Origin of the sequence: Streptosporangium sp. NBC_01469, from assembly GCF_036227305.1 — a bacterium.
Taxonomy (GTDB): domain Bacteria; phylum Actinomycetota; class Actinomycetes; order Streptosporangiales; family Streptosporangiaceae; genus Streptosporangium.
In genome coordinates, this window is sequence record NZ_CP109465.1 from 10,297,687 (window position 1) to 10,316,512 (window position 18,826).

At 70.7% G+C, this 18,826-nt stretch carries 21 protein-coding genes; 11 read left to right on the forward strand and 10 right to left on the reverse strand.

Going from position 1 to position 18,826, the window contains the following annotated elements; genetic code table 11:
- Positions 1-227 precede the first annotated feature (227 nt).
- Both OG587_RS44905 and OG587_RS44910 read right to left on the reverse strand, forming a co-directional pair.
- Positions 228-1,688, reverse strand: coding sequence for a benzaldehyde dehydrogenase (locus OG587_RS44905; protein ID WP_329085047.1), 1,461 nt, complete (start codon positions 1,686-1,688; stop codon positions 228-230).
- A 52-nt stretch (positions 1,689-1,740) separates the two neighbouring features.
- The gene (locus OG587_RS44910) at positions 1,741-3,462 is read right to left on the reverse strand and encodes a thiamine pyrophosphate-dependent enzyme (RefSeq protein ID WP_329085048.1); all 1,722 of its coding nucleotides are present in this window, start codon (positions 3,460-3,462) and stop codon (positions 1,741-1,743) included.
- A gap of 738 nt (positions 3,463-4,200) precedes the next feature.
- On the opposite strand from OG587_RS44910, the gene OG587_RS44915 reads away from it, so the two are divergent.
- The 5 genes from OG587_RS44915 (at position 4,201) to OG587_RS44935 (ending at position 9,215) form a co-directional block, all read left to right on the forward strand.
- Positions 4,201-5,382 (forward strand): thiolase family protein, encoded by a 1,182-nt coding sequence (locus OG587_RS44915; RefSeq protein WP_329085050.1) that lies wholly within the window; start codon positions 4,201-4,203, stop codon positions 5,380-5,382.
- A 28-nt stretch (positions 5,383-5,410) separates the two neighbouring features.
- Positions 5,411-6,763: a 3-carboxy-cis,cis-muconate cycloisomerase gene (gene pcaB, locus OG587_RS44920; protein WP_329085052.1), complete on the forward strand. Its 1,353-nt coding sequence runs from the start codon at positions 5,411-5,413 to the stop codon at positions 6,761-6,763.
- On the forward strand, positions 6,760-7,290 hold the full coding sequence (gene pcaC, locus OG587_RS44925) for a 4-carboxymuconolactone decarboxylase (RefSeq protein WP_329085054.1): 531 nt from the start codon (positions 6,760-6,762) through the stop codon (positions 7,288-7,290). Before pcaB ends, pcaC begins: the two co-directional genes overlap by 4 nt.
- Positions 7,274-8,080 (forward strand): IclR family transcriptional regulator, encoded by an 807-nt coding sequence (locus tag OG587_RS44930; RefSeq protein WP_329085056.1) that lies wholly within the window; start codon positions 7,274-7,276, stop codon positions 8,078-8,080. Before pcaC ends, OG587_RS44930 begins: the two co-directional genes overlap by 17 nt.
- A gap of 145 nt (positions 8,081-8,225) precedes the next feature.
- Positions 8,226-9,215 carry a LacI family DNA-binding transcriptional regulator gene (locus OG587_RS44935; protein WP_443075362.1) on the forward strand — a complete coding sequence of 330 codons (990 nt, stop codon included), beginning with the start codon at positions 8,226-8,228 and terminating at the stop codon, positions 9,213-9,215.
- A gap of 24 nt (positions 9,216-9,239) precedes the next feature.
- Here OG587_RS44935 and OG587_RS44940 read toward each other — a convergent pair whose 3' ends face one another.
- Positions 9,240-10,169, reverse strand: coding sequence for an SDR family oxidoreductase (locus tag OG587_RS44940; RefSeq protein ID WP_329085057.1), 930 nt, complete (start codon positions 10,167-10,169; stop codon positions 9,240-9,242).
- Positions 10,170-10,273: 104 nt separating this feature from the next.
- Here OG587_RS44940 and OG587_RS44945 point away from each other — a divergent pair, with 104 nt between their 5' ends.
- The gene (locus OG587_RS44945; RefSeq protein WP_329085059.1) at positions 10,274-10,960 is read left to right on the forward strand and encodes a TetR/AcrR family transcriptional regulator; all 687 of its coding nucleotides are present in this window, start codon (positions 10,274-10,276) and stop codon (positions 10,958-10,960) included.
- A 92-nt stretch (positions 10,961-11,052) separates the two neighbouring features.
- Positions 11,053-11,535: an SRPBCC family protein gene (locus OG587_RS44950; RefSeq protein ID WP_329085060.1), complete on the forward strand. Its 483-nt coding sequence runs from the start codon at positions 11,053-11,055 to the stop codon at positions 11,533-11,535.
- Positions 11,536-11,720: 185 nt separating this feature from the next.
- On the opposite strand, the gene OG587_RS44955 is transcribed toward OG587_RS44950, so the two are convergent.
- The 3 genes from OG587_RS44955 to OG587_RS44965 form a co-directional block, all read right to left on the reverse strand.
- Complete coding sequence (locus OG587_RS44955; RefSeq protein WP_329085061.1) at positions 11,721-12,812, reverse strand: hypothetical protein; 1,092 nt, start codon at positions 12,810-12,812, stop codon at positions 11,721-11,723.
- Positions 12,809-13,300 (reverse strand): SigE family RNA polymerase sigma factor, encoded by a 492-nt coding sequence (locus tag OG587_RS44960; protein ID WP_329085063.1) that lies wholly within the window; start codon positions 13,298-13,300, stop codon positions 12,809-12,811. Before OG587_RS44960 ends, OG587_RS44955 begins: the two co-directional genes overlap by 4 nt.
- A 276-nt stretch (positions 13,301-13,576) precedes the next feature.
- Entirely contained in the window at positions 13,577-14,224 is a 648-nt protein-coding gene (locus OG587_RS44965) for a TetR/AcrR family transcriptional regulator C-terminal domain-containing protein (protein WP_329085065.1), read from the reverse strand.
- Between the two features lie 334 nt (positions 14,225-14,558).
- Between OG587_RS44965 and OG587_RS44970 the strand changes: the two genes are divergently transcribed.
- Complete coding sequence (locus OG587_RS44970) at positions 14,559-15,011, forward strand: hypothetical protein (protein ID WP_329085066.1); 453 nt, start codon at positions 14,559-14,561, stop codon at positions 15,009-15,011.
- Positions 15,012-15,071: 60 nt separating this feature from the next.
- Here OG587_RS44970 and OG587_RS44975 read toward each other — a convergent pair whose 3' ends face one another.
- Both OG587_RS44975 and OG587_RS44980 read right to left on the reverse strand, forming a co-directional pair.
- Complete coding sequence (locus OG587_RS44975; protein ID WP_329085068.1) at positions 15,072-15,563, reverse strand: ATP-binding protein; 492 nt, start codon at positions 15,561-15,563, stop codon at positions 15,072-15,074.
- Entirely contained in the window at positions 15,560-15,844 is a 285-nt protein-coding gene (locus tag OG587_RS44980) for a hypothetical protein (RefSeq protein ID WP_329085070.1), read from the reverse strand. Before OG587_RS44980 ends, OG587_RS44975 begins: the two co-directional genes overlap by 4 nt.
- 213 nt (positions 15,845-16,057) lie before the next feature.
- Between OG587_RS44980 and OG587_RS44985 the strand changes: the two genes are divergently transcribed.
- From OG587_RS44985 to OG587_RS44995, 3 genes are read left to right on the forward strand one after another with little or no spacing between them, the layout of a single operon-like run.
- A complete protein-coding gene (locus OG587_RS44985; RefSeq protein ID WP_329085071.1) occupies positions 16,058-16,912 on the forward strand; it encodes a helix-turn-helix domain-containing protein in 855 nt (284 codons plus the stop codon).
- Between the two features lie 14 nt (positions 16,913-16,926).
- Complete coding sequence (locus tag OG587_RS44990; protein ID WP_329085073.1) at positions 16,927-17,136, forward strand: DUF397 domain-containing protein; 210 nt, start codon at positions 16,927-16,929, stop codon at positions 17,134-17,136.
- A gap of 22 nt (positions 17,137-17,158) precedes the next feature.
- Positions 17,159-17,392, forward strand: a complete 234-nt coding sequence (locus OG587_RS44995; protein WP_329094210.1) for a DUF397 domain-containing protein — start codon at positions 17,159-17,161, stop codon at positions 17,390-17,392.
- A 105-nt stretch (positions 17,393-17,497) separates the two neighbouring features.
- Here the strand turns inward: OG587_RS44995 and OG587_RS45000 are convergent, their stop codons facing one another.
- Both OG587_RS45000 and OG587_RS45005 read right to left on the reverse strand, forming a co-directional pair.
- The gene (locus tag OG587_RS45000; RefSeq protein ID WP_329085075.1) at positions 17,498-18,073 is read right to left on the reverse strand and encodes an AAA family ATPase; all 576 of its coding nucleotides are present in this window, start codon (positions 18,071-18,073) and stop codon (positions 17,498-17,500) included.
- A 51-nt stretch (positions 18,074-18,124) separates the two neighbouring features.
- On the reverse strand, positions 18,125-18,826 hold the full coding sequence (locus OG587_RS45005; protein ID WP_329085077.1) for a class I SAM-dependent methyltransferase: 702 nt from the start codon (positions 18,824-18,826) through the stop codon (positions 18,125-18,127).

Below are 18,826 nucleotides of genomic sequence, written 5' to 3' on the forward strand. Positions count from 1 at the left end.
AACCACCGTGTAAATAGGCCACATTTCCGCCCGTTCGCCCCTCCCCGCGCACATTGGCCATGGGTTTCGCCTCTCTCAGCACACCCGCCTCTCCCGGCACACATCGGTCACGGATTCCGGTCCGGCCGGTGTCCGCCGAGAACAAATCCCGGCCATGCGGGTGTCCAGATCCCGGCCATGCGGATGTCCAGATCGCGATCTGGACTTCAGCGGGGATACGTCGGTTCTCAGAAGGGATACGTCGCGATATTTCCTTGCATCGTCACCCAGCGGGTCTCGGTGAAGGCCTCGATGTTGGCCCGTCCCCCGCCGAAGCGCGAGCCGGTCCCCGACGCCCCGACCCCGCCGAACGGAGCCACCGCCTCGTCGTCCACCGTCTGGTCGTTGATGTGCACGATCCCGGTGGGAACGAGGTCGGCCAGCGCCAGGCCCCGCATCGCGTCGCGCGTCAGGATGCCCAGCGACAGGCCGTACTCGCTGTCGGACGCCAGCGCGGCGGCCTCCTCGACCGTGGAGAACGGCATGACGGGCGCCACCGGGCCGAACACCTCCTGGGCGTACGCGGGAGCGCGCGCGGGCAGGTCGGCCAGGACCGTGGGCCGGTAGAAGAGTCCCTCGTAGGTGCCGCCCGCCGCCAGCCGTGCCCCGGCGTCGACGCTCGCGGTGACCAGGCCGTGGACCTTGTCCCGCTGACCGGCGTCGATCAGCGGGCCGAGCGCGACCTGCCCGCCCGCCGGGTCGCCGACCGGCAGGTGGTCGGCCTTCTCCGCGAGCCGGGCCACGTACTCCTCCGCGATCGAGGAGTGCACCAGATGGCGTCCGGTGGTCATGCAGATCTGCCCCTGGTGCAGGAACGAGCCCCACGCGCCCGCCGAGACCGCGAGGTCCAGGTCGGCGTCGTCCAGGACGATCAGCGCGCTGTTGCCGCCGAGTTCCAGGTGTGCCCGCTTGAGCAGCCGCCCGCACGCCTCACCGACCGCGCGCCCGGCCGAGGTCGAGCCGGTGAAGGAGATCACCCGTACCAGCGGGTCGCCGACCAGCGCCTGCCCCACCGCCACCCCTCCCGGCAGCACGTGGAGCAGGCCGGACGGCAGTCCCGCCTCCTCGAAGACGCGGGCGATGGCGACACCCCCGGAGACGGCGGTGCGCGGGTCGGGCTTGAGGATCACCGCGTTCCCCAGGGCGAGCGCCGGGGCGACCGAGCGGATGGCGAGGACCAGCGGGAAGTTGAACGGGGAGATCACGCCGACCACCCCGGCGGGTACCCGCCGGGCCAGGCTGAGCCGCCGCTTGACGGTCGGCAGGATCTCCCCCAACGGCTGGGACGCCAGCGCGGCGGCCTCGTGGCACTCCTGCGCCGCGACGTGCGTCTCCACACCAGCCTTGGGCCGGATCGATCCGGCCTCGCGGACCAGCCAGTCCTGAATCTCCTCCGCGTGCTCCTCGAACAGCCTCCCGGCCCGCCGCAGCACGGCCGCCCGCTCCTCGAACGAGGTCGCCGCCCACTCCCGCTGTGCCCGTACGGCGCGCACGGCCGCCGCCGCCACGTCCTCGACCCCGGCCACGCCGACCCGGCCGAGCTCCGCGCCGGTGGCGGGCTCGACCACGGCCACGTCGCCCGCGCGCGAGGTGACCCAGCCGTTCCCGAAGACCTGCCCGGTCCATGTCTTGGCGTCCATGAGCGTCATAGTGTCTCCTCTGTCATGGTCAGGATCACAGCTGTCACGGCTGTCGTGGCTGTCACGGCTGGAAGTCCGGGTCGGGCACGACCGCCACGTCGAGCAGCAGCGGTTCGCGCCGCCCCGCGAGTCCCGGGACCACCTCGTCCAGCACGTCGGCCAGCTCGTAGTAGGCCTCCACCCGCCGCGCCGGGCAGCCCAGCGACCTCGCCATGCCCGCCATGCGCACCTCGGTGAACGGCGGCCAGGGCGCCTTGCCCGCGTCGGCCCGCTCCGCCAGCCGGTCCATGACCGCGTACCGGCCGTTGGCGAGCACCACGAACAGGGCGCCCACCCCGTAGTGCGCCGCGCTCCACAGCGCCTGGATCCCGTACAGGGCGGAGCCGTCGCCCACGACCGCCACCACCGGACGGTCCGGCGCGGCCATCCGCAGGCCGACCGCGGCGGGCAGCGCGAAGCCGAGCCCGCCCATGGCGGCCGACAGGAAGCCCAGCGGTCGCCGGGCGGGGAGCAGGCGGTGCAGGTCGGGACGGGAGGACGGCGTCTCCTCGACGACCACGGTCTCGGGCGCCAGACGCAGGGCCAGCTCGTGCAGGACGTGCGCGGCACGCAGCGGCTCGTCGCGTAGGGGCGGATCGGGCGGCAGCGCGCGCGGCGGCAGCGGCGGCACCGCGGTGGAACGGGCGGGCAGCAGCGCGGCGAGGCGGGCGCAGACGACCGCGGGCGAGGCCAGCAGGGCCAGGTCGGCGGGGCTGCGGTGCGCCTCGGCCGGGTCGTCGGTGACGACGGCCACGGCGGTACCCGGCGCGACCAGCGGACCGGGCTCGTAGGGGTACTGGCGGAACACCGGCGCCCCGGCGGTGAGGACCGCGTCATGCCCGGCCAGGACCTCCCTCAGCCGCGACCGGCCCGCGGGCAGGATCCCGGCGAACTGCGGGTGGTCCTGCGGGAACCCGGCGCGGGCGCCGAACGACTCCTGCCAGACCGGGCAGCGCAGCCGCTCGGCGAGCGCGGTCAGCGCCCGCCACGCCTCGGCCGAGTCCGCTCCGGCACCGACGACCAGCACGGGCGAGCGGGCCTCTGCCAGCAGGGCGACGAGGGGTTCCAGGTCGGAGTCGGCGACGGCGGTGGGCCGGATGACCCGCAGCGGCGCCGCGAGCATCCCGCCCCCCGCACGACCGGTGCCCCGCGACGACGCCGCGGTCCCGCCTCCCGCGCGACCGGCACCCGCGCCATCCTCCGGCGGGAGTGACCAGTCGTCGTCGGCGGGCGCGGACCAGTCGTCCATCGGGACCACGACCAGCGCGGGGCCGCGTGAGGTGACCGCCTCGTGGCAGGCCCTGGCCACCGCCCCCGGTACGTCCTGGGCGCGGGCCGGCTGGTCGACCCGGACCGGGTAGTCACCGGCGAGACCGGCGAGGCGCCCGGTCAGGAAGGGCTCCAGCGCGAGGTGCCTGCGGTCCTGCTGCCCGACCAGCACCACCAGCGGCGCCCGGTTCACCCTGGCGGTCGCGATCGCGCCGACCGCGTTGCCCAGCCCCGCCGTGGTGTGCAGCAGCGCCAGCGCGGGCCGTTCGCGCGCGATGGCCCAGCCGGTGGCCATGCCGACGACCGAGCCCTCGTGCAGGGCGAGGACGAACTCCAGGTCGTCGGGGAACCCGGCCAGCAGGGAGACCTCGGTGGACCCGGGGTTGGCGAAGATCGTGGTCATGCCGGTGCGGCGGAGCACGTCGAAGGTCGCGTCCCTCACGGTCCTCACCGGCCGGGCCTCCGCCGGACTCATCGCTCACCCCTCGCCCGCTGGATCTGGGCGTACAGGTGGCCGCGCGCCGCCGGCGCGCGGAGGATCTCCGACGCGGGCGGCAGATGGCGCGGGTCGACCGGTCCCAGCCGGGGAACGGCCTCCAGGACGAGCAGCAGCGCGCCCAGCCCCGCCGCGCTGTACGCGATCCGCGAGAACGGGCGGGCGCCGCCCCGGACCGCACGCGGACAGCGGGGAGAGCGCGACCGCGCCGGTCAGGAAGCCGGTCAGGAAGCCGGTGGGACGGCGCACGGGACCTCCCGAGGGGAAGAAGTGAGGGGATGATGTTCGTTATGCGAACAATGATTCTCTGAACGAACGAGGCGTATCGCGGAAGCTACGCCGCCGATATCGGGTGTGTCAAGGAACGCCGATCGCCGAATTGACCATCCGGACAGCGAGTCAGTATCTTCCCTTAGAGAACATCCGTTCGCATAGCGAACATACGCTGACTCGGGTGGCGAGAACGCCTGAAGGGGGTGCGATGACCACGACGGTTCCGCTCGCCGGGACGGTGGCCCACCCGTGCGCGACGGCGTGACGACGGAGGGTCCCACCCGCCCCGTCCCCCACGCGCCGCGATCTCACACCCCCGGGAGCTCCCCGCGTGAAGCGCGAGGCACCGGGTAGGCCGCACACCACCCGGCACCGGTGTCCCCCGGCCGGAGGGTCCCCGGCGACCGCGACACCCGACCACCCCGCGGACAGGAGTCCCCGATCGTGAATGACGTCTACATCCTCGACGCGGTCCGCACACCCATCGGCCGGTACGGCGGGGCGCTGTCGGGCGTCCGCCCCGACGACCTGGCCGCGCACGTCGTCCGCGCGCTGGCCGACCGCGCGCCCGCCCTCGACCCCGCCGCGATCGAGGACGTGTTCCTCGGCGCGGCCAACGGCGCGGGCGAGGACAACCGGGACGTCGCGCGGATGGCCGTGCTCCTGGCCGGACTGCCGGTGACGGTGCCCGGAACGACCCTCAACCGGCTGTGCGGCTCCGGCCTGGAGGCGGCGATCGCCGCCTCCCGCGCGGTGGCCGTGGGCGACGCGTCCCTGGTGGTCGCCGGAGGTTCCGAGTCGATGAGCCGGGCGCCGTGGGTGATGCCCAAGCCCGCGCGGGGCTTCGACCGGGGAGAGCGGACCCTGCACGACACGGCCCTCGGCTGGCGCATGGTCAACCCCCGGATGCCCGCCGAGTGGACGGTCGCCCTGGGCGAGGGCGCCGAGCTCCTCGCCGACCGCTACGGCATCGGCCGCGAGACCCAGGACCGGTTCGCGCTGCGCAGCCACCGGCGCGCGGCGGCGGCCTGGGAGCGCGGCGTCTTCGACCGCGAGGTGGTCCCGCTCGACGCCCTCGGCCACGACGAGTCGGTCAGGGCCGACTCGACCGAGGAGTCCCTGGCCGGTCTGAAACCGGTCTTCCGCCCCGGCGGCACCGTCACCGCGGGAAACGCCTCCCCCCTCAACGACGGCGCCGCCGCACTGCTCGTCGGCGACGAGGCGGGGGCCGCCCGGTCCGGACGAGCCCCGCTGGCCAGGATCGTCTCCCGCGCGGTGATCGGCGTGGAGCCGCACCTGTTCGGCATCGGACCGGTCGACGCGGCCCGTACGGCCCTCAAACGGGCGGGCATCGGCTGGTCCGACCTGAGCGTGGTCGAGCTCAACGAGGCGTTCGCCGCCCAGTCGCTGGCGTGCCTCGCCGAGTGGCCCGACCTCGACCCCGAGATCGTCAACGTCAACGGCGGCGCCATCGCCCTCGGCCACCCCCTCGGCTCCTCGGGGGCGCGCATCCTCGGTACCCTCGCCCACGAGCTGCACCACCGGGGCGGCGGGTACGGCCTGGCCGCCATCTGCGTCGGCGTGGGCCAAGGGCTCGCCGTCGTCCTTGAGGGAACCGGCTCCTGAGCGGCGTCCGAACCACCCGGAGGTGGACATGACCTCTCCCGCGACCGGCGGGCCGTTCCCCGGCCTGTTCTCCGGGATGTTCGCCAGGGGCGGGGCCTCGGCGGAGGTGTCGGACGTCGCGTGGCTGGCCGCCATGCTGGACGTCGAGGCCGCGCTGGCCGGCGCGCAGGCCGGGCTCGGCCTGGTCCCCGCCGAGGTGCCCGCCGCGCTGGCGGAGGCCTGCCGCCCCGAGCTCTACAACATCGCCGAGCTGGGCGGGAGGGCCGCGCTGACCGGCAACCCCGTCATCCCGCTGGTCGCCGCCCTGCGGGAACGGATCGAGCCCGGCCTGCGGCGGTTCGTCCACTACGGCGCCACCAGCCAGGACATCAATGACACGGCCGCCATGCTGGTCGCCCGCCGCGCCCTGGCACCGGTCCTGGCCGATCTGTCCGCCTGCGCGGACGCCTGCGCACGGCTGGCGTCCGAACACCGCGGCACCGTCATGGCCGGGCGCACCGTGCTGCAGCACGCCGTACCCGTCACGTTCGGGCTGAAGGCGGCGGGCTGGCTGAGCGCGCTGGACCGCGCGCGGGCCGGGCTGGCGGAGGTGCCGCTGCCGGTCCAGTACGGCGGGGCGGCGGGCACCCTGTCGGTCCTCGGCGAGCGGGGCCACGAGGTGCCGCCACTCCTGGCGGCCGGGCTGGGACTGGCCGAGCCTGTCGTCCCCTGGCACACCGACCGGACCCCGGTGGCCCGGCTGGCCTGCGCGCTCGGCACCGCCGCGGGGACGCTCGGCAAGATGGCGAACGACGTGAAGCTGCTGGCCCAGACCGAGGTGGCGGAGGTCGCCGAGCCGACGGGGCCCGGCCGGGGCACCTCCAGCGCGATGCCGCACAAGCGCAACCCGGTGGGCTCGATGTCCGTACTCGCCTGCGTCCAGCGCGTCCCCGGCCTGGTCGCCTCGATCCTGGACGGCATGGTCCAGGAGCACGAGCGCGCGGCGGGCCCCTGGCAGGCGGAGTGGGAGACGCTGGGCGAGCTGCTCCGGCTCACCGGCAGCGCCGCCTCCTGGCTCCGCGAGGTGCTGGAGGGCCTGACCGTGGACACCGCCAGGATGCGCGCCAACCTCGGGGCGACCCGCGGGCTGCTGATGGCCGAGCAGGTCGTCGTGCGGCTCGGCGGCACCCCGGAGGCCCGGCGGCTGGTGGACGCCGCCTGCGCCCGCGCCGTCGAGGGGTGCTCGGAGCTGCGGGAGGTCCTGCTCGCCGACCCCGGCGTCTCCCTGACCGCCGAGGAGATCGACGCGGCCCTCGACCCGGCGGGCGCCCTCGGCTCCGCCGCCACCTTCGTCGACCGGGCGCTCGCCGCCCACGAGAACCTCACGGGAGCCGACACATGAGCGAACGGAACCCCGGAGAGACGAGCGGCACGAACGGACGGGAGGGCAGGGGTATGAGCGGCGCGAACGAACGGGAGGGCAGGGGTATGAGCGGCACGAACGAACGGGAGGGTGGAAACACGAACGGGAAGACCCGGTGGGAGGCCGGGGACGCGACGCGCCGGGCCGTACTCGGCGACGAGCACGTGGACCGCGCCGTCGCGAGCACCACCCCGTTCACCGCGGACTTCCAGGAGTTCATCACCAGGTACGCGTGGGGTGAGATCTGGACCCGCCCCGGCCTGGACCGGCGCACCCGCAGCTGCGTCACGCTGGCCGTGCTCGCCGCGCTGGGGCACGAGCACGAGCTGGCCCTGCACGTGCGGGCGGCGCTCCGCGTCGGCCTGACCGAGGAGGAGATCAAGGAGGTGCTCCTGCAGACCGCGATCTACGCGGGCGTGCCCGCCGCCAACCGGGCGTTCGCGGTGGCACGGGCGGCGCTAGAGTTCGACCGGAACGAGGAGGGCGGGGATGATCGAACCGGTTGACCGGGGCTCGGACCACGTGCAGTCGCTGGCACGAGGGCTCTCGGTGATCAAGGCGTTCAGCGCGACGAGCCCCGAGCTGACGCTCAGCGAGGTGGCCCGCGCGACCGGCCTCACCAGAGCCGCGGCCCGGCGCTTCCTGCTGACGCTCGTCGACCTCGGCTACGTCAGGACCGACGGGCGGCTGTTCGCGCTCTCCCCCCGCATCCTCGATCTCGGGTACGCCTACCTGTCCAGTCTCTCGCTGCCCGAGGTGGCCGAGCCGCACCTCGAACGCCTCGTCGCCGAGGTGCACGAGTCGGCGTCGGTGGCGGTGCTCGACGGCGAGGACGTCGTCTACGTGGCCCGGGTGGCGACCAGCAGGATCATGCGGGTGACCATCAACATCGGCACCCGGTTCCCGGCCCACTGCACCTCGATGGGCAGGGTGTTGCTGGCCTGGCTGCCTCCCGACGACCTCGACGTCTACCTCGCGAACGTCGAGCTCCACCGGTTCACCCCCAAGACGGTCACCTCCCCCGCCGCTCTCAGGGCCGAGCTCGACAGGGTCCGCGCCCAGGGGTGGGCCATGGTCGACCAGGAGCTGGAGGAGGGCCTGCGCTCGATCGCCGTCCCCGTCAGGGAACGCTCGGGGCGGGTGACCGCCGCGATCAACATCTCCTCCCACGCGAGCCGTACGACCCCCGAGTCCGCCCGCCGCCACCTGCTCCCGCCGCTGCTCGCCACCGCCGCCCGGGTGGAGGCCGACCTGCACGCGTCGGGTGTCAAGGGCAGCGCCCTGTCCCACCGCTGACCCTGACCGTCACCCCTCCGGCGCTGGCCGCCGTCCCCGCTCGCCCCTGCCCGCCGCCCTTCTGTCGGCCTTGACCGACGCCGGCTGACGCATCACTTCGATGACAACGTTGTCAACGTGGCTGAACCTGGGCGATGATCGGGCCGTGACAGAGAGTTCGCGGGGACGTCCCACCATGAAGGACGTCGCGACGGCGGCCGGGGTGGCGCTGAAGACCGTCTCCCGAGTCGTCAACGGCGAGCCGGGGGTCAACCCCGCCACCGCCGGACGGGTCACGGCCGCCATAGAGCGGCTCGGCTACCGGCGCAACGAGAGCGCCCGCGTCCTGCGCCGGGGCAGGACCGCGAGCATCGGCCTGGTGATCGAGGACGTGGCCGACCCCTTCTACGCGGGGCTCAGCCGCGCGGTCGAGGACGTGGCGCTCCGGCACGGCTCGCTGGTGTTCAGCGGCTCCTCCTGGGAGGATCCCCGGCGCGAACGGGAACTGGTCCTCGCCTTCTGCTCCCGAGGGGTCGACGGCCTGATCATCGTGCCCACCGGGACCGACCACGACTACCTGCGGCCCGAGCTTGACGCGGGGGTCGTCGCGGTCTTCGCCGACCGGCCGGGCGGGCTGGACGCCGACACGGTGCTCTGCGACAACTCCGGGGGCGCGCACGCGGGGGTGGCCCACCTGATCCGGCACGGCCATCGCCGGGTCGCCTTCGTCGGCGACAGCGTGTCCATCTTCACCACCGGCGAACGCCTGAGCGGCTACCGCCGCGCCCTCCGAGAGGCGGGCCTGGCCTTCGACCCCTCCCTGGTCGCGACCGGCCCCGCCGAGCAGGCGGACGCCGCGCTGACCCGGATGTTCTCCGGCGACGACCCGCCCACGGCGGTGTTCACCGGCACCGGCAGGATCACCGTGGCCGCGCTGCGCGCGGGACACCGCCCCGCCCTGGTGGGCTTCGACGACTTCGAGCTGGCCGACCTGCTGGACCCCGGGGTGACCGTGGTGGCCCAGGACCCGGTCCGGCTCGGCGGCACCGCCGCCGAACTGCTCTTCCGCCGCCTCTCCGGCGACCTCGGCCCTTCCGAGCGGATCGAGCTGCCGACCCGGCTCATCCCCCGGGGGTCGGGAGAGCTCCCGCCGTGACCGGCTTCCGTGCGACCCGTACGCTCAGGCGACGTGGGCGGCCAGGGTGACGCCGGTGAGGCGCTCGGCCTCGGCCCACAGCCGGGCGTTGACCACGGGATCCAGAGCCCTGCGGGGCGGCCGGGCGGTGACGGTGGGGCCGACCATGCCGAATCGCCCGCCGGGGCCGTAGTAGCCGCCCGCGACGGCATCGGGGCTGGTCGCGGCGTACAGCAGCGGCTCGGTGCCCGGCTCGACGTCCTGCGAGGGCAGGAAGTTGACGCTGTTGAGCAGGGTTTGCAGGCGTGACGGCCTGTCGCGTCCGAGGCTCGCGCCCGCCGTCTGCAGGTTCGTGCGGGTGTAGCCGGGGTGGGCGGCGGTGCTCAGCAGGTTCCAGTTCCGCTGGACGGCGAGGGCGGCGAGGTGCCGGGTCAGCATGAGGTCGGCGAGCTTGGACTGGGCGTAGGCGAGGACGGGGCTGTAGCGGCGCTCACGCTGCAGGTCGTGGAAGTGGATCCGGCCGAAGTTGGCGGTACCGCTGCTCATGGTGGTCACGCGCGGCGCCTCGGCGGCGAGCACCGTCGGCAGGAGCCGGACCGTCAGGGCGAAGGGGCCGAGATAGTTACTGCCGAACTGCAGCTCGAAGCCGTCGGCCGTGGTCATGCGGGTGGGCGGGGCCATCACCCCGGCGTTGTTGACCAGCAGGTCCAGCGGGGTGCCTTCGGCGATGATCCCGTCGGCGAACTCCTTGACCGACGCCAGGTCGGCCAGGTCGATCCTGCGCACCTCAAGCCGGGCGTGCGGGTGCCGGGCCAGGATCTCGGCGCGGGCCCGCTCGCCCTTGGCGACCGTGCGGACGGCCATCACGACACGCGCCCCGGCGTCGGCGAGGCGCCGGGCGGCCTCCCTGCCCGTGCCGCTGTTGGCGCCGGTGACGACGGCGAATTTCCCGCTCTGGTCAGGGACGGCGTACATGGCGACTCCTTGGGATCTCGCTTAAAGACTGGCGGTCTGTTGATGTGAAAACTAGCAGACTGACGGTCTCTTAACAAGGGACCGCCGGTCTGTAGACTGCGGGGATGACGACGTTCCAACGCGCGCGCAGCGAGGAGCAGCGCGCGGTGCGCAGGCGGGCCATCCTGGACACCGCGGCCGCGATGCTGGCCGAGATGCCGGTGGCACAGATAAGCCTCAACGAGCTGAGCCGGCGCGTCGGCCTGGCCAAGTCGAACGTGCTGCGCTACTTCGAGTCCCGCGAGGCCGTGCTGCTCGAACTGCTCGACGTCGCCTCACAGGAGTGGCTGGGGCGGCTCGGCGACGCGCTCGCCACCTCGGTCGACGCCGGCACACCGTACGAGCGCGGCGACCAGGTGGCTGCCACGCTCGCGACCTCGCTGGCCGACCGCCCGGCCCTGTGCGACCTGCTCGCCTCCCAGGCGGCGGTGCTGGAGCACAACGTCTCCCCGCAGGTCGCCGCGCAGTACAAGCGCACCGCCATCGCCAACGCCACCACTTTGGGCGGGCTGATCGGCGAACACCTCCGCGAGCTCGGCGAGCACGACACGATCAGGCTCGCCGGCGCCACCTTCATGGTGACCGGCGCCGTATGGACCCACTCGCGCCCGGCGGCCGCGATGCTGGCCGCCTACGAGGCCGACCCGTCGCTGGCCTCCATGCGGCTGGACTTCACCACGGCCCTCCGCGAGACCCTCGAGATCCTGATCGCGGGCCTGCTCGCACGCCCATCGCACCGAGACGAGAAATAGCCCACTCCCCCGACACCGAGGCCGAAGCCGGACCGGCCCGCGACTGCTTTTCTACGGTGTAGAATCGCTCTACACCGTAGAAAGTGGGTTTCATGCGCATCCACACAGAGTTGGACGTCCCCTACCCCAGGACACAGGTGTGGGACTTCTCCGTCGACCCCATGAACCAGTTGAAGTGGGACCGGAGCGTGGCCGAGGTCGTGCTAACCAGCGACGGGCCGGTGAGAGCGGGCTACACGTTCGACACCGTCGGCCCGAAGAGATCAGGAGACCGGCGGGCGGGCATCACGACGTCGTACCGGGTGGCCGAGTACGAGCCGGAGCGGCACGCGCGGATCGAGGTGACGAACTCGCCGACCTTCAGACGCGCGGTGTGGGATTTCCGGTTCGAGCAGGTCCCGGGAGGCACGCGCGTCGTGTGGAACGTCGAGCTCACCGCGAAGGCGAGATATCCGCTGCTGACGCTGATCATGCGCCTGAACCGGCACCAGCTGGTGCGGGACATGAGGTGGTTCGAGGAGGCCCTCGCGGAGGAGTGCTCGACGGACAAGCCATCCGGCGGCCGGTCGCACTGACCTGAGAGGTCAGGTAAGTCGTTGAAACGCGTCCGCCTGACCCATGGGACCCTCCACCTTCACCTCGGCTTCATCCTGCCACCGGCACGACCACCGTCGTTCCGGTGTCGGCACGTCCTGCCGGCGAGGCCGCCTGTTGAGGCCGACCTCGCCCTGCACCTGGTGATGCGCGGATACGGCCGCGGTCAGCGGATGAGTCCCGGCACCACGATCGAGTCACCGTCACGCAGCGCGAACAGCTCCCGGCTCTCGCCCGTCCGCACGTTCACCGCGTACACCACCGACGCCGGCTCGTTCCCCCCCTGAAATCCGGCGAGCACGGTCAGTTCCGTGTCGTTCAGCCAGCTCCCGAGCTTTGAGGGAACGACCCCTTCCGGAAGGCCGGCTATCGGAACACGGGTCCCCCCGCCGCCACGAATCGCGTCGAAGACGACGATCGAGCCGTCCAGCTGAATCATCGGCTCTCGATTCCGATCGAAGGTCTGCCCCAGCCTGGCGAGCGTCCGCCCGTCGGGTGCGAGGGCGCTGTAGTAGTACGTGAAGTCTTGGATGGTGATCGGATCGTGGCCGAGCACCCACACCCGGCTGGTCATGTCATACGGCTTGGCCAGCACGACGGGTCCGGACCCGTCCGACACGCTCACCGGCCACCATCCCCGGGCGAGGTCGGTCACGGTCTTGCGCTCCACGTCCACCAGCTTGTTCGGCTCTCGACGCCCACCCCACCCCGACACGATGAACCGTAGCCCGCTGGGCGACAGTCGCAGCGTGTACTCGACCGCGAAGTCCTCCTCGGGCTGTTTCAGCGGTGACTTCCAGACCCGGCCGCTCGCCAGGTCGCGTACCACGATCCCGCGCTGCTTCGAGCTGTAGTACGCGACCCTGCGGCCGTCCGCCGTGACCGCCAGCGGCCCCGTCGCCGCCTCGGCCAGCTCGTAGGTGTCGCCTTCACGCGTCACGATCCGCCAGGCGTCCTTGGCGCACGACCCGCTGTTGCCTCGGCAACTGGGCCGGTACGCCTGCTCGACCGGTCCGATTCCCTTCCCCGGCAGTGGGAGCACCGTGGTCTCCGGAGGCGCGAGCAGGATCTGGGGTGCGGGGGACACCTGCTGGAGCAGCGCGACGCCGCCACCGGAGATCACGCACAGCACGACGGCCGTGACCACGGCCATGCGGTTCGCTCGCCTTCTGCGGGCGCCCTGAACCGCCCGAGCCGCCAGATCGACGGTGGGCGCCTGCTCGGCCAGCGTCCGCAGATCCTCGCGTAGCGTTTTCATCGATACACCTCCTGAGGGGCGAGCGCGCGCAGTTTCGACAGCGCGTAGTTGGTCTGGCTCTTGACGGTGCCGACTGAGACGCCCATGAGCTGCGCGGTCTCGTGCTCGGTACGATCCTCGTAGAAGCGCAGCACGATCACGGCCCGCTGCTTAGGCGTGAGCTGGGCCAGCGCGTGGCGCAGGGCGATGCGGCGCACGGTCGCCTCGTCATGCGACTGCCCGGACTCGGCCCGCTCGGGCAGTTCGGCCCCGGGCAGCTCGACCTGCTTGCGCCGACGCCACGAGATGGTCTGGTTCACCAGGGCTTTGCGGGCGTACGCCTCGGGATTACCGTCGGCGATCTTGGCCCAGTGCGCGGCGACACGGACAAGGACCGTCTGCAGCAGATCCTCGGCGAGATGGGCGTTCCCGGTGAGCAGGTACGCCGTCCGCATCAGCGATTGCTGACGAACGCGTACGAACTCCTGGAACCCCTCGTAACGGTCCATGTATCTGAACAACTCTGCCGAAGGGTTCCAGGTTGGAACGTCAGCGTATCGGTCGGGTAACGCGGCGGCGGGACCAGGCGTCGGTCAGGAGCTTGTACCGGCATAACCGACAGGCGCTTCCAGCACTCATCTCCAGAACCAGCCGGCTGCTCGCCGTACCCGTCCTCGGCTCGATTCATCGAGGATATTTCGCGATGGTCACGGTGGCGACGTCGTCATCAAGCCCAGGTTCGCCGACGCCACTACCGGCATAGATCCCAAAGCGCCGCTGGAGCACTATGGCGGCATCGTCTGCTCGAAGCCCGCGATCAGGGCTTCGATCCCCAGCTCGAACTGCTCGTCGGCGTCGTAGCCCTCGGCTATGGCGAGTGCCAGGTGGGGAAACGTCTCCGCGTCCATCGCCGACCGGGCCTCTTCCGACTCCAGGGTCGGGCCGCCGACGGGATCGGAGACCTCCGCCAGCAACCGGCCGATCGTGAAGCCCCTGAGACAGTTGACCAGGATCAGCGCCTGCCGGGCGGACAGGCCGGATCGCATGACGACCCCGAGTGCCCGGTCACCGCTCCGCAGCGTGGACGGGGCGTACGAGGGGCGGGTGGCGAAAGTGCCGATCGCGTGCGGATGACGTCTGAGCACCGAGCGCATCCGCGAGAAGAACCAGACCAGGTATTCGCGCCACGACAGGCTCTCCGGTGCGGGCTCCCGCTCCATCTCCGCGTACAACGCCTCGACGACCGCGTCGAACACCGCGGCCTTGTTGGGGAGGTAGTAGTAGACGGCCATGGGATCGACGCCGAGTTCGGTGCCGAGCCGGCGCATCGACAGCCGGTCCACTCCGTCGCGATCGATCAGGGTGAGGGCCGCCTCGACGAACAGCTCACGGCTGAGCCGCCCGTGCGTGTTCCCGCGCTCCCCCGCACTCACTTTTCTCCCCGCGTCCGAATCACTGTTCTACATCGTAGACCTCCGGGGGCACGTGTCCGGTGCGAGATTGGTCATGACGGCGGCGGGCATATCGACCTCACTGCCGACTCGGGGGAGAACGCATGTCACAGGGACGGAACACGGTCGTGCGGCGGCGACACCCGGCGGCGCGGACCGGCGGCGAGACCATCGCGGGACCTAGACGCCCGCAGACGCCGACCCGCGGCGAGACCACCGCGAGACCGGGACGCGTCCACGATCCGGTCGTACCGCTCCGGTCCGGTGACGCCGCACCGACGTCCGGTGGTACCGCACCGGCGGGGAGGCGGCGGCCGTGAGCCTGACGGCGGGAATCCTCGCGGGTGCGGCGGGCACCACCGCGCTGGACCTCGCGGGTTATTTGGACATGACCGTACGCGGCCGTCCGGCGAGTGGGTTACCGGCCCAGGCAGCGGGCAAGCTGGCCGACCGTGCCGGTACCGACCTCGGTTCGGGAGAGACCGCCGACAGCAGGCGCGAGGGCCTGGGCGCGCTGCTCGGGTACGCGACGGGTCTGGGAGTCGGCGCCCTCTACGGGCTGCTCGCCGAAGACCGGCGTGTTCCGCTGCCGGTGGCCGCCCTGGGGTTGTCGGCGATGGCGATGACCGCGAGCGTCGTCCCGCTCGCCGCGCTCGGCCTGACCGACCCGCGCGACTGGAGCGCGTCGTCATGGGTCTCCGACATCGTCCCGCACCTGGCCTACGGCCTGACGGCCGCTGTGGTCTACGACCGCCTGACCCATCCCTGACCTGGCCACGACTTACCGTCCGCGATCACTTCGAATGCTCGGATCCGGCCGTGAAGGACATCAGTTGGAAAGGTGAGAACCGGGTCCCGAGGCATGATCGTTCGCGAGCTGGAACCAGACCGCTCCGCCGCCTTCGTCCTGGCTGCTGCCCCAGACGCTCGCCAGCAGGTTCACCCAGCCCAGGCCGCGCCCGCTGAGGCTCTCGCCGTCGGTCGCCCGTACCTCGGGAACGTTGACGGCCGAGCCGTCGTCAATCACCTCGACGTGGATCAGGTCGCGGCCGAGGCCCACGCAGACCGTCACCAGCCCCTCGGGCCCGGCCGAGTCGCTGTGCAGCACGGCGTTCGTCACCACCTCGCTGACCAGCAGCTCGACCGTCTCCAGCAGTTCGGCGGGCGCGTGGCCGCCCAGCAGTTCCACCACCCACCTGCGAGCGGCCCCCGCCGACTGCGCGACTCCTCGAAAATCACGCTGCCCTACGATGCGCAGCCCGTCCCAGCGCCTGATCACCGCGACCATCGCGCCGTGGCCGGTCCGCTCCGGCGCGCTCACGCGGCCACCGCCGACGCGATCATGTCGGCCGCGTTGTCGGCCCCCGCTGAGACCCACTCACCGCGCCGCCAGATCACCGACCACCACGGCCGCCAGACGAAGGCCCACCCACACGCGCGGCGGGTCACCTGTACACGCACCCGTACCCCATCAGTGGTCATGACCTCCAGCAGCGGCGCCCCGGCGGCCGGAACGACCAACGAGCTGGAAACCCCGAGAACCCGCAGGTCCCAACCGAGTCGTACCAGGTGGATGTACTGCTCTTGCTGCGGATCGCGCACTTCGCCTCACTCCCCGCTGGACAGCCCGAAATCGTCGACAGGTAACCGTCTGATGACTTTCCGTGCTTGTGATTGCCAAGCCTGGAAACCTCGACACAAGTTTGCATGCGCTGCCTTACTTTCGCAACACTGCGAACTCATCTTTACCTAAGTTGTCTTGCGACGAGATCACCGGCAAACTCGGGTTGCGCCATCCAGCCAGAAGGGGACCCCGTGTCCGGCCGTCGCCACGTCTCAACCGTTCGGCTCCGCCGCCTCGCCGCTGAGCTGCGGCAACTCCGCGACTCTGCGCAGATGACGCGAGAGGACGTGACAGCTCGCACGTCCATCAACACCGTCACCCTGTACCGGATCGAGACCGCCAAAGCCCGTCCGCAGGCCCGCACCCTTCAGACACTTCTCGATCTTTACGGCGTCCCGGAGCCCCATCGCACGGAACTCATAGCGCTGTCTCGGGAAGCCGCACAGCGCGGATGGCTACACTCCTTCCCCTCCGAACTGCCTGAGCACTACACGACCTACATCGGGTTCGAGTCAGAAGCGGAATCCGTACGAAACTACGAGTCGCTTTACATGCCCGGCCTTCTCCAAACCCAGGAGTACGCCGAGGCACTCGTCAGGGGCGTACTACCTGCCATCAGCGGTGACGACGTTGACAGCCGGGTGCAAGCGCGGATGGAACGCCAGAAGCTTCTAACGAGCAGCACTCCTCTTCAACTGTCGGCCATCGTCTCCGAAGCTTCCCTGCACTGTCGCGTCGGCGGCGCGAAGATCATGCGGAAGCAGCTTGAGCACCTGATCGAAGTGAGTGCCATACCTAACGTGACCTTCCAGGTCATCCCGTTCGATGTCGGTGCCCACCCTGGTATACAAGGTTCGTTCGCCGTCCTTCACTTCCCGGCACCTGACCCAGATATCGTGTACCTCGAAAGCATGGCCGGTGATCTTTTCCTGGAGGCAGAGGTCGAGATTAACCGGTATAACCTGGTCTTTGACTATCTTCGCGGCCTGGCACTCAGCCCCGAAGCCTCACGTAAGCTGACTGCCGACTTCGCGCAGAAAACCTGATGTTAGGAGGCGGGATGACCGCACCAGATCTGTCCCGCGCCGAGTGGCGTAAGAGCAGCCGCAGCGGTGGCAACGGCCAGTGCGTCGAGGTCGCCGGTAACCTCACCGGCATCGTGGCTGTTCGCGACAGCAAGAACCCACACGGTCCCGCGTTGATCTTCTCTCCCGGTGACTGGCAGACCTTCGTCAACGGTGTCAAGGTCGGCGCTTTCGACCTAGATTGAAGACCTGATGTCAGGAGGCATGATGTCCGCGTCAGAACCGGCCGGCGAAGTGTGGCGCAAGAGCTCGCGAAGCGGAAACGGACAAAATTGCGTCGAGGTCGCGGTGATCTCGAAGGTCGGGAACGAGCGGCACGACCGCGCGTACGCGGTGCGTGACTCGAAGAACCCCGACGGCCCCCGCCTGGCCTTCACTCCCGGCGAGTGGCGAGCCTTCATCGGCGGCGTCAAGAGCGGCGAGTTCGACACCCTGGCTTGAATTCCAGGCATCACCAGCACCCGAACAGTCCACCAATCGGGTGCTGGGACGCCAGCGGAGCCTCACATCACGTCCTCGTCACTCCCTGCGAGGGGTCGCAACAGGTCATCTTGCGTTGGCTGGGGAACCGTTCTGTGGCGATGGTCCGACAAAGGCGGCGATGTGCTGAATATCGGGGCTGTAGCCGTTCGCGGTGTCCACTATCAGCGTGGGGACGTTCAGAGAGATCGGCGCGAAGGACTCGATTGAGTGTTGTCCCGCCGCGATGGCTTTGAGGAGATCGTGATCAGCGTGTGCCGCCCGGTGTTTGCTGTGCTCGGCGCGCTGAGCGATCCGCCCCTGGGCGATCTCTGCCGGAACCGTGCAGCGGATGACCCGGATATGTGCGAGATCAGCGAGCTGTTCCAGGTTCGGGCGCCACAGCCGGTCCTGGAAAGCGGCCTCGGCGACCACTGTCACGCCAGCACGGAGCAGGACCTGCAGCACGGTGAAGAACGCGGTCAACGTGGGAAGATTAAGCGGGTCTTCTGAGCTGGGCGTGAATCCCGGGGTGGCCAGGACCATCCCTTGTTTGATTTCATCCCGGATGATCGCAGGGCACCCGAGCTGATGGGCGAGCTCGTGTGCGAGCGTCGTCTTGCCCGTTCCGGGTGGACCGCTCACGACGGCCAGCGTCGGCAATGTCATAGTGTATTTTTGCAGTTCAGCACAGCTGTTCTGTCTACTTCTCGGTCAGCATGGGGCTTGGGTAGGGCGCTTGACGAGACGGAAAGCGATGAATCCGGGCTCGCGGGAGAGTTTGATGTATTCGGCTGGGTGCCGGTGCGCCATTTTCGGTACGGGCCGGTGTTCCACCAGGTGTTCGATGGTGAAGTTCGCGGCGGTGAACTCCTCGACCCAGCGCTGGAGGGGCTGACGCCAGTATCTGTGGAGCAGGCCACAGGACCAGGTCTCTTCGACGTGTCGGGCGTCGAAGTAGCTGCCGCCGTCGGCAAGCCAGTCAGCAGCCGGGTGGCTGGTGGACAGGACAAGCCGTCCCCACGGGCGCAGGACACGATGTAGTTCGCGCAGGGCGGCAACGCGGTCGCGGACGTAGTGGATGACCAACGTCGCGAGGATGAGGTCAACAGTGGCGTCGGGCATCCGGTCAAGGGGGTCATCAAGGTCGTGTTGGTATACGGATACGCCGGGGCCAAGGCGTCGGCGGGCGTACCGGACCATGTCGGCGCTTTGGTCGAATCCGATGGCATCGGCGCCTCGCGCGACTAGTTCGGCCAGGTACAGACCGGGCCCACACCCGGCGTCCAGAACGCGTTGGCCGTTGACGTCACCGATGAGATCGAGGACGGTGGGCCGGTCGTAGAAGGCGTTGTAAGCGCTGCCGGATGCTTCGTCGGCGAAGGTCTCGGCGAAGCCATCGTAGGGTGCTGCCAC